This window comes from Winogradskya humida, from assembly GCF_016862215.1.
GTDB classification, from domain to species: Bacteria; Actinomycetota; Actinomycetes; order Mycobacteriales; family Micromonosporaceae; genus Actinoplanes; species Actinoplanes humidus.
Window position 1 is genome coordinate 20128 of the sequence record NZ_BOMN01000081.1, and the last position, 9742, is coordinate 29869.

General features: G+C 70.1%; 8 protein-coding genes. 4 read left to right on the forward strand and 4 right to left on the reverse strand.

The window, feature by feature from the left end; translation table 11 throughout:
* Positions 1–51: 51 nt before the first annotated feature.
* A complete protein-coding gene (locus tag Ahu01nite_RS28360; RefSeq protein ID WP_203839709.1) occupies positions 52–1161 on the forward strand; it encodes a glycosyltransferase family 4 protein in 1110 nt (369 codons plus the stop codon).
* Here the strand turns inward: Ahu01nite_RS28360 and Ahu01nite_RS28365 are convergent.
* Entirely contained in the window at positions 1137–2270 is a 1134-nt protein-coding gene (locus tag Ahu01nite_RS28365) for a beta-galactosidase (protein ID WP_203839710.1), read from the reverse strand. The two genes, Ahu01nite_RS28360 and Ahu01nite_RS28365, sit on opposite strands and share 25 nt — an antisense overlap.
* Positions 2271–2443: 173 nt before the next feature.
* On the opposite strand from Ahu01nite_RS28365, the gene Ahu01nite_RS28370 reads away from it, so the two are divergent.
* Positions 2444–3739: a methyl-accepting chemotaxis protein gene (locus Ahu01nite_RS28370; RefSeq protein ID WP_203839711.1), complete on the forward strand. Its 1296-nt coding sequence runs from the start codon at positions 2444–2446 to the stop codon at positions 3737–3739.
* A gap of 51 nt (positions 3740–3790) precedes the next feature.
* Positions 3791–4924 (forward strand): EAL domain-containing protein, encoded by a 1134-nt coding sequence (locus tag Ahu01nite_RS28375; protein WP_239159207.1) that lies wholly within the window; start codon positions 3791–3793, stop codon positions 4922–4924.
* A gap of 348 nt (positions 4925–5272) precedes the next feature.
* Here the strand turns inward: Ahu01nite_RS28375 and Ahu01nite_RS28380 are convergent, their stop codons facing one another.
* Positions 5273–5968: a carbon-nitrogen hydrolase family protein gene (locus tag Ahu01nite_RS28380; RefSeq protein WP_203839712.1), complete on the reverse strand. Its 696-nt coding sequence runs from the start codon at positions 5966–5968 to the stop codon at positions 5273–5275.
* Complete coding sequence (locus tag Ahu01nite_RS28385; protein ID WP_203839713.1) at positions 5962–6702, reverse strand: class I SAM-dependent methyltransferase; 741 nt, start codon at positions 6700–6702, stop codon at positions 5962–5964. The genes Ahu01nite_RS28380 and Ahu01nite_RS28385 overlap by 7 nt, the downstream gene beginning before the upstream one ends.
* Before the next feature lie 230 nt (positions 6703–6932).
* Between Ahu01nite_RS28385 and Ahu01nite_RS28390 the strand changes: the two genes are divergently transcribed.
* Complete coding sequence (locus Ahu01nite_RS28390) at positions 6933–7880, forward strand: hypothetical protein (RefSeq protein ID WP_203839714.1); 948 nt, start codon at positions 6933–6935, stop codon at positions 7878–7880.
* Between the two features lie 545 nt (positions 7881–8425).
* Here the strand turns inward: Ahu01nite_RS28390 and Ahu01nite_RS28395 are convergent.
* Entirely contained in the window at positions 8426–9490 is a 1065-nt protein-coding gene (locus tag Ahu01nite_RS28395) for a threonine aldolase family protein (RefSeq protein WP_203839715.1), read from the reverse strand.
* Between the last annotated feature and the right edge of the window lie 252 nt (positions 9491–9742).

Below are 9742 nucleotides of genomic sequence, written 5' to 3' on the forward strand. Positions count from 1 at the left end.
CGGGATGTGGAAGTGGCTGCCTGGGGTGGGTGGCGGTGCGACGATCCTGGGATGGCCGTGCGGATCGGGGTTGACGGGCGGGTGCTCAACGAGCGGTATCACGGGATCGGGCGGGTGGCTTATGAGCTCTGCCGGGGGATGGCTCGGGTGCCGGGGGTGGAGCTTGTTGTGTTCGTGGGGGATCAGCGCTCGGAGCGGTTTGATGTGGAGGCGTTGGGGGCGCTGCCCGGTGTGAGTGTGCGGCGGGTGGGGATGAGGGCCGTTGACGTTCGGCAGCTGTGGGGGTGGTGGGCTGCTGCCAGGGACGTTGACGTGATGTTTTTTCCCTATCACCTCGGGGCTTCGCCGGTGCTGGGGAAGCCGGGTGTGGCGCTGGTGCATGACTGCATTTTTGAGACTGATGCTCGCTTTGCGCCGTCGCGGGCGGTCGGGTGGGCGTACCGGATCATGACCGGGCTGGTGGTTCGGAGTTTGACCGTGGCGACCGTGAGTGCGGCTTCCGCGCAGGAGATCGAGCGGTTCTACGGGCGGCGGGTTCATCCGGGGCGGGTCATTCACAACGGGGTTGATCAGCGGCTGGAAGGCAGTGCGGACGGGGCGCGCAGGCTGCGGGAGGAATTCGGGCTCGAGCCGGGGTACGTGTTGCACGTCGGGGCTCAGCGGCCGCACAAGAATGTCGGGCTGCTGGTGGAGGCGATGGCCGGGGTTCCGGGAGCACGGCTTGTGCTGGTCGGGTCGGCGGACGAGCGGTTTCCGGTGGAGAAGAGCGACGGGGAAAGAGTGGTGCGGCTTCCCTTCGTACCCGAGGAACTGCTGGGGAGTCTTTACGCGGGGGCGGCGCTCCTCGCGTACCCGTCGCTGGTTGAGGGGTTTGGGTTGCCCATGCTGGAGGCGATGGTGGCCGGGACCGCCGTGCTGGCGAGTGACGTGCCGGTGTTGCGGGAAGTGGGCGGCAGTGCGGCGCTCTACGCGGCGCCGACGTGTGCCGAGGCGTGGACGGCTGCGATCTCCCGGCTGCTCGCCGATGATGATCTCCGGGCTGAGCTGGGTGCAGCCGGTGTTGTGCACGCCTCGGGGTTCACGTGGGATGCGGCCGCTGAGCGGCTCGTTGCTGCCTGCCGGGAGCTGGCGGGGAGTTATCCGGCCGCGGCCGAGAGGTAGCGGGCGTTGCCGATGATGTCGGACGGGGCGAGGCGGACGATGTAGAGGGCCGCCAGGTTGTTGCGCTGGGCGATGGCCATCACGGCCGGGAGCTGGCTCGGGAGGCAGACGTGGCTGGTCTCGGCCATGGTGCGCAGGCCCTTGGCCTTAGCGAGGCCGGAGAGGTACGCGATGGTGTCGGCGTTCTCGGCCCAGGTGCCGTAGACGACGACCTTCGGGTCCTTGAGGGCCGCGATCTGGCGGGTGGCGTCGTAGCCGCGCTGGACCTCGCCGTTGATCTCCGGGCTGGACGTGCCGGCGAGGTTCGTCGCGACGGCCTTGTCGAAGTCGCCGGCGCGCATGCCGTAGGAGGGGTAGAGAACCGCGGCCGTGCCCAGGTAGCCGGCGGAGCGCAAGGAGGCGATCTGCCAGTTCTGGTACGCGGCGAGCGAGTTCAGGTACCACTTGAGGAACTTGGCCGGCTGGCCCTTGGTGGCGGCCATGCCGGGCTTCCAGCCGGGGGTCGGCGTGGCCTTGCGGGCGTTGACGTCGAACGCGAAGTAGAGGCTGCGCAGCTTGCCGGTGGCCGGGTCGAGCTTGAAGGGGTAGGTCAGCTCGCCCCAGTGGCCGCCGCCGGTGCGTACGACGGAGAAGTTCCTGCCGACCGTCGCGAAGACCTTCTTGAGGTAGCGCGTGGCGAGGGTGCGGTACTGCGTACCGAAGATGAGGTTCGGCTCTTTCGAGTCGGTGTAGGTGTCGCCGTTCTGGTCGACGTAGCGGGCGCCAGGCAGCGCGAGCAGCCAGTCCGGGGCCTCGTGGACGCCGGCGTTGAAGGAGATCTTGTAGCCGAGCGACGTGAGGCGGGCGATCCGGGTGGCAATGCCGGCCAGGTACGCCTCGTCGTAGTGGCCCTGGGCGGGCTCGGCCTGGAACCAGTTCATCTCGACCAGGACGTCGGCTGCCCCGCCCGTGGTGTGCAGGCTGGTCATCTCGGCGTCGGAGTAGTTCCCGATGATGCCCAGCTTCGGCGTGGCGGTGCTGGCGCCGGCCTGAGCCTCGGCAGGGGTGAACGCGAAGAGGGCGATAGCGGCGGCGGCCGCTGCGGCGATCTTGCTCGGGATGTTGTTCACGAAGGTGTTGTCGGCGCGGTCCGGGAGGCGAAGCGCACTGGCAACCGAGCCCTAACGCGCGGCACCCCAACTGCAATACGCACCCCGCCTTCCGGGTGGAGATCGAGGCGCTCGCGGCCCGCCCTTGAGGCATTTAGCCATTTTCACGGCATTTCGCAGGGCATGATGCAGGAATGTCGCTGATCGCGAACCGGCTGCCGCGCGGTGGCCGGCTCTCGCCCGAATCCTGGCGGGCCCGGCATCGGATCGTGACGGCCCTGCTCTGGGCGCACATCCCTGTGCTGCTCCTGCTGGGGATTGTCGGACCGAGGCCGTTGTGGGAGGGGATCGCCCTCAACGCGGGCATCGCCGTCTTCGCCGCCGCGGCCATGCTGGTCGGTAACAGCCGGGCGCAGGCCTCGCTCGCCAGCGTCGGGCTCATCGCCTGCACGTTTGTTGCGATCGAGCTGTCCGGTGGCCAGATGTCACTACACATCCATCTGTACGCCATCCTCGTCTTCATCGCCCTCTATCAGCAGTGGGAGCCGCTCTCCTGGGCCGTGCTCGTGGTGGTCGTGCACCACGGCATCCTCGGGCTGGTCGCGCCCGGCCGGGTCTTCGGCATGCCCGGCATGTCGCACTGGGAGGGGCTGCGCCAGGTCGTCCTGCACGCGAGCCTCGCCCTGATCGAGGTCGCCGGGATCCTCGTGCTCTGGCACTTCGCCGAGATGGCCGAGAAGGAGACCGAGGCCGCCAACCGGGCCACCGAGGAACAGCGGCTCGACCACGAGCGGGTTCAGCGCGAATCCCAGGACCGGCTGGTCGCGGAGGAGCGGCAGAACCTCGCGGCCACCGCCGAGCGGGCAGCGCAGATCGCCGGGGACGCCGAAGCCGTCGGCGGCGAGGCTCAGGCGGCGATCGCGGCCGTTGCGGCGGTCGACGCGGAGCTCGCCACGCTCGCGACGGCGGTGCGCGACGTGGCGGCCCGCTCAGGGGAAGCGGCTGGCAACGCCTCCCGGGGCCGGGACACCGCCATGCAGGCCGTCGAGAAGGTGCAGGGGCTCGAGCGCTCGGTCAGCGAGATCGCCGAGGTCAACGCGCTGATCGCCCAGCTCGCCGCGCAGACGAACCTGCTCGCGCTCAACGCCACCATCGAGGCGGCGCGGGCGGGGGAGGCCGGTCGTGGCTTCGCCGTGGTCGCCAACGAGGTGAAGGAGCTGGCCCAGCAGACGGCCAGCTCCGTCGAGCGGGTCAACCAGGTCATCGAGTCGATCGTCGCGCAGACCGGGGACGTGTCGGAGACCTTCCAGTCCACCACCGCCGCGGTCACCGACATCCACACCGTGCAGACCGACATCGCCGCCTCGGTCGAGGAGCAGTCCGCGGTGCTCGGCGAGGTGACCCGCCAGCTGTCCCACGCGACCGCGGCGGCCGAGTCGGTGCTGACGGGTCTCAACCGCCTGACGAGCCGGGCGGCCAGCGGGTCCTGAGATCTCAGGTCCCGGGAGGTGCTGCCGATCGGTGCGGGCATGGACTGGCCGATGATCGAGCGTTTGCTCGGTCTCGCGCGCGCCCATCTCGGTGCCGAGGTCGCCGTGCTCTCCGACATCAGCGACGGGCGCCAGGTGGTGCGTGCCGTCAGCGGTGATGTCGGTGCCTGGGTGGTGGGCGTGGAGCTTACGGATTCGTACTGCCTGCGGGTGGCCGAGGGGACGCTATCCCCGGTGATCCCCGACGCTCGTCGCGAGGTGTCGACGCGTGACCTGGGATTCACCCAGCGGCATGGGATCGGTTCGTACGTCGGGGTGCCGTGGAGCACCGCGGACGGCTCGCGTGCGGGGATTCTCTGCTGTCTCAGCCGTACACCCGACCCGCGGCTCGGCCAGGACTCCGCCCTCTTCCTGGGGATGCTCGCCGAGCTGATCGGCGACCAGGTGAACAGCCCGGTGGTGCAGCACGAGCGCGAGGACATCGGCATGCTGCGCGACGTCCTCGACGAGCGCACCCTGCGGATGGTCTTCCAGCCCGTCGTGCGGCTGACCGACGGCGTGACCGTCGGCTACGAGTCGCTGGCCCGCTTCGACCTGACCGCGTTCCCGACGCCGGCCCACGCGTTCGCCGCCGCCGGGCGTGCCGGGCTCGGCGTGGACCTGGAACTGCTCGCGATCGAGCGGGCGTTCGAGGCGCTGCCCGACATGCCGTACGACACGACGCTGGGCATCAACCTGTCGGCCGAGGCGCTGATGTCCCCCGCGGTGCAGGAGTCGGTGCTGGCCCACGCCGGCGGCAACATCTGCGTGGAGGTCACCGAGCACACCGCGGTCACCGACTATCCCGCGCTGAACGAGGTCACCGGGCGGCTCCGCGAGGCGAACGTGCTGATCGTGGTCGACGACGCGGGCGCCGGGTTCGCCAGCCTGCAGCACATCCTTCAGCTGCGGCCGGACATCATCAAGCTCGACATCAGCCTGACCCGCGACATCGACGCGGACCCGGTGCGCTCGGCGCTGGCCCGCTCGCTGGTGTCGTTCGCGGCCGAGGTCGGCGCCCGGCTGGTCGCCGAGGGCATCGAGACCCGGGCCGAGCACGACAAGCTGCGTACGATCGGCGTGGACTTCGGCCAGGGCTACTTCCTCGCCAAGCCGGGGCCGCTTCCACTACGTCCCTTTGACTGAGACTCCCACAGCCAGTACGCCGAGCAGGCCCATCAGGAGCAGGATGATAACGGCGAAGTGGGTCTTGTCGCGTCGGGTCATACGCCGGGGTTGCTTGCCGCCCCAGTCGAATCGTTGATCGGGCACCCGTCCAGTCTTCGCCACCGCACCGGTCCACGGTCATAGGCGAAAGAACCAAAAATATTTAGCCTATTTCCGTACGACCTCCGGGGCCTATTGTTCGTTGAAGCTCTTCAGTGAGCTACCCGCAGAACCGCGTTCGAGGCGATGCGGCTTCAGCTCGCGAGCGAACTCGGGGCGTACGGCATCCGATCACCGGCGGGGCCATCAACATGACCTGCGGCGCGGTCATCGACTGAGCGTTCCCACGGCGACGTCGTCCGGGTCGGGGCCGGCGCGGTCGATCAGCTCGCCGGTCGGGGACCAGATGCCGGAGCGGCCCGCGTTGTCCTCGTAGCCGTCGCCCGTCGGTCCCGCGAAGCTGGCGAAGGCCACCCAGATGCCGTACTGCCTCGAGATGCGCTGGGCGCGTTCCTCCTGGACCACCGCGTCGGGGGCGAGATCGAGCACGCCCGCGACGTACGCGTCGATCCCCAGGTTTGCCGTCTGTTCCTGGTGCAGCGGGATGCCGGTGTCCTTGCACAGGGCGAGCCCCAGCCGCCAGCCGTCCACATCGATCACCGCGGGGCCCGGGCCGGGTGCGAAATGTCCCGGCTCGTGCCCGGCCAGATTCACCTTTCGGTACGCGACCCGCGCGCCCTCGCCGTCGATTGCCAGCATCGCCAGGTAGCGGTCCTCAACCGGTGCACTTGCCAGCGCGAGGGTGCCTGTCCCGGCGCACGCCTCGATCAGGGGCGCCAGGCGGGGATCGGCGGGGTCCACCGCGGGCGCGTCCAGCTCGTAGCCGGTCAGCGACAGCTCCGGGAACACGACGACCCTGGCTCCGGCCAGGCGCACGGCTGCGGCGTGGGCTCGGGCGTTCGCCTCGACGTCCAGTGCCGAGCATTTCGGCTGTGCGACAGCCAGCCTGAGCTCAGTCACCATCGGGATGCCTGCACCAGGAATCGGTGGGTCATCGCGGTGAAGTGGCCATGGGTGCGGATCAGGGCGTCCATGCGGCGCAGCGTGCGGTCGTAGCGCTCGGCGGTGAAGTCGCGGATCTGCCACGGCACCGCGCGCAGCTGGTAGACGACCGCGCCGACGTCGCGGAACGTCATCGGGAGCCGCTCCTCGCGGACGTCGGTGACGGTCAGGCCCGCCGCCTCCAGAGCCGTTACCGCGGTGGCCGCCGTCCACGCCCGGGGATGCGGTGGCGGGGCGCCGAGCTCAGCGTTCAGGGCGGCCAGGTCGTCGCTGCCCACCTGCTGACTCAGCACCGTGCCGCCGCGGGTCAGCAGCCGGGCGATGTCGTCGGCGGGCAGCCGGCCGTGGCGGCTCAGCACCACGTCGAACTCCTCCTCACCACCCGGCAACTCGGTCACCACCGAAACCCCGAACGGCGTCAACCGGTCCCTCGCAACGGCGACGTTGGGCCCCCAGCCCTCCACCGCGACGGTGTGCGGCGGCAACGGCGCCAGCTCAGCGAGCAACTCCCCGCCGCCGGTGTCAAGATCGAGCATGCTCGTCGCCCGGCGCAGCAGCGGCCGCGCCAGCCCGGGAAACGACCAGGACGGATCAGGCCCCACCGCACGGCCATCCCGCCAGGCAAATTCCCAACCCGTCATGGGTACGCCCACCGCGTCACGAACAAGCTGGTCATACTGCGGTCCGGAACCCATGAACCGACCGTAGCCGGGCATCCCGGACCAGAGACCTCCCGTTGCACGACGGTTACCATCCGGTGATGCTGCTGCAGCTCAACGGCCGATTTGAGACGCAACGGCCGCACTGCTGACGGCGTGGCGTTCCCTGACGTTCATCACCGGAGTGGTCCAGGGCACCCCCTTGGGCCCCCAAAGTTTTTTGAACTTCACTGCATTGTGGAGCGAGGGTCGCGCGTGTCGATGGTATGAAGAAAACCTTGCTGGTCCTGGCTACGAGCCTCACCGCCCTCGCCGTCCCCGCCGCCGCAGCGGCCTCGTCCTCGGCCCCTGCCGCCCTGTCCTCGGCCCCCGCCGCCTCATCCTCGTCCTCCGCCGCCCTGTCCTTTTCCAGCCCGGCGTCGGCCTCCGGTCGCGGGGCCGCCCAGCCGGCGTCGTCGCCTGCCGTTCGGGGGAGCATCCAGCCGGTGACGCGGGTGGCCGCGCTGGACCCCGAGCCACTCAGCGTCAAGCTCACCGACGTGGTGCTGGGCGGCGACCCGCGCCGGCCGTCGGCGGTCACGAAGGTCACGGTGACCAACGACAGCACGCAGGCGGAGCGGGCCGGCTTCACGCTCAGCCTGGTGTCCAACCTGACAATCGGGTCGTCCACCGACTGCGCGCCGACCGGTGACACCGGCCACAAATGGACGTGCGGCGGCTGGGACCTGGCGCCCGGCAAGTCGGTCACGGTTGGCGTCCCGATCGTGGCCGCCCAGCCGGAAGCGGTCTTCGGCATCAAGATCTACGCCGGCACCGTCCAGGGCATCACCCCGGACGGCAGGACCGGCCTCCCGCAGGACTTCGCAGCCACCTACCCAGCCAAGACAACCCTGAAGCTCAACGTGGTACGCGACCCGCTCGACCCGCAGTCCGTCCAGGTCAAGGCCACCAACGCGGGAACCATCCCCCTCGACGCCTACTCCCTGATCGTCCTGACCCCGACCGGCGTCAAGGTCACCAGCACCGCCTGCAAGCCCTCCGACGACGGCCAGTGGTGCGAGGTCTACCGCAACACAGGCCTCGCCCAGGGAGCCACGGACACCTTCCAACTCCACCTCTCCGCCCCGAACGGCCCGCGCGACGTCAAGTTCTACCTCGCCCCGACCGCCCGCTACACCAACGCCGACACGACCGCCCTGGTCAGCGTGGGCTGACCTCCCCCTCATCCGAAGAGACCGCCGCTGCTCGGCGCGCGTTTGCGGTGGGACGCCCACCGAGCAGCGGCGGTGGGCCTGGGGCTTCGGGTCTGAGGTTCAGGGCCCTGGGGTTCCGGGTCTGGGCTTCGGGTCTTGGGTTCCGGGTCTGGGCTTCGGGTCTTGGGTTCTAGGTTTGGGCTTCGGGTCTGGGGCTTTCGGGTCTGGCTTTCGGGTCTGGGCTTCGGGCCTGGGTTTTTGGCTCGGGTTTCGGCCCGGGCTCCCGGCCTGGGGGCTCCCGGCCTGGGGGCTCCCGGCCTGGGGGCTCCCGGCCTGGGGGCTCCCGGCCTGGGGGCTCCCGGCCTGGGGGCTCCCGGCCTGGGCAATATCCCGAGGCTGCGGCGGTCGTTCCGCGTGGAGGGCTGGCATGCGCTTGCTGACCTTTCGCGAGCGCACGCACCGTCCAAGCCCATCAACTCCACCGGGAGGACCGCCACTGAAGAACAACTGCCGCAACCCCCATTGACCCACCCCCGTCTTCTCCCGGCCAGGGTCGGGGTCTGGGGTCAGATGCAGAGGCCGGCGAGGATTTCGGCGATGGCCTCTGGTTTGTGGCGGAGGGTGGCTCGGCCGACGGTGAGTTCGGTGCGGAGGATGGCGGGGTCGCCGGTGGCTACTGCGCTGGGCCAGACCCAGAGGCCTGTTTCTTCGGCGAGGCGCCGGGAGTTGGCGCGGAAGGTTTCCGGCGAGGTGGCGAAGAGCAGGTGCATCATCGGTGACTGAGGCGGGTCGGGGACTACGCGGACCTCGGGCAGCGGTCGGAGGGCATCCGCGATCGCCTGGGCGTGCTGCATCCGGAGGGGCATCTCCTCCAGGGTCGCGTCGAGCTGGCTGAGGGCTGAGGACGCTGCGGGCCACATTCCGTAGAGGGTGCCGCCGAGGCGGGAGCGCCATTCACGGATTTCAGCGATGTCCTGCTCGGAGCCGGCCACGCAGCAGCCGGGAAGTGCGCCCACTCCCTTGTAGAACGAGACGTAGACCGTGTCGAACAGCGCGGCGATCTCCGCGTGGGTCCGGCCGTAGCCGGCGCTGGCCTCCCAGAGTCTTGCCCCGTCGAGGTGGGTGGCGGCGCCGCGCTCCCGGGCCCAGGCTGTTTGGGCCATCAGGTCTTCCCAGACCGGCATCTGGCCGCCGATGTCACGCTGGGGGAGCTCGATGACGAGGGCGGCGATCGGCTCGGCCACCTTGTGCAGGTCGCTGAGCTCCAGGATGCGGTCGAAGTCGCCCGTGGCCCGCCCGACCAACTGGTGCAGGCGCTGGTAGGCCTGCAGTTCGTGCCGCTCGACGTGGCAGTAGGGGTGCCAGACCACCGTGCGGGTGTTTCGCCGGTCGGCGTGGACGCGGAGTGCTGCGGGCTGGGCCATCGTGCCGCTGGGCAGGAACACGGCAGCCGGTTTGCCGAGCAGCTCAGCGATCCGGGCCTCGAGCTGGGCGACGACGCCGCCGTCGCCGTAGACGTCCGCTTCCGCCTCGGGGTCGATGGAGTCGAGCAGCTCCTGGGGGCGGCCCAGCCCATTTCCGAGAAGCGTGTCGGTGCAAGCGGCCCGCCGGGCCCGAATTTCCTCATCCACGGCGCCCAGTCTGTCGGTCCCGCCGTCATCTGTCAGGCCTCTCCGTCGTCCCGTCACCAAATCGGTCCGTCCCCGTCGGTCCGTCCCCGTCGGTCCGTCCCAGTCGGTCGGCCCCAGAGAGGGCCGCCCAAAGAGAGCTGGGCGGAGGTGGCTGCCTAGAAGGGGCCGCCCGGAGTGGGCCGCCCGGAGTGGGCCGCCCGGAGTGGGCCGCCCGGAGTGGGCCGCCCGGAGTGGGCCGCCCGGAGTGGGCCG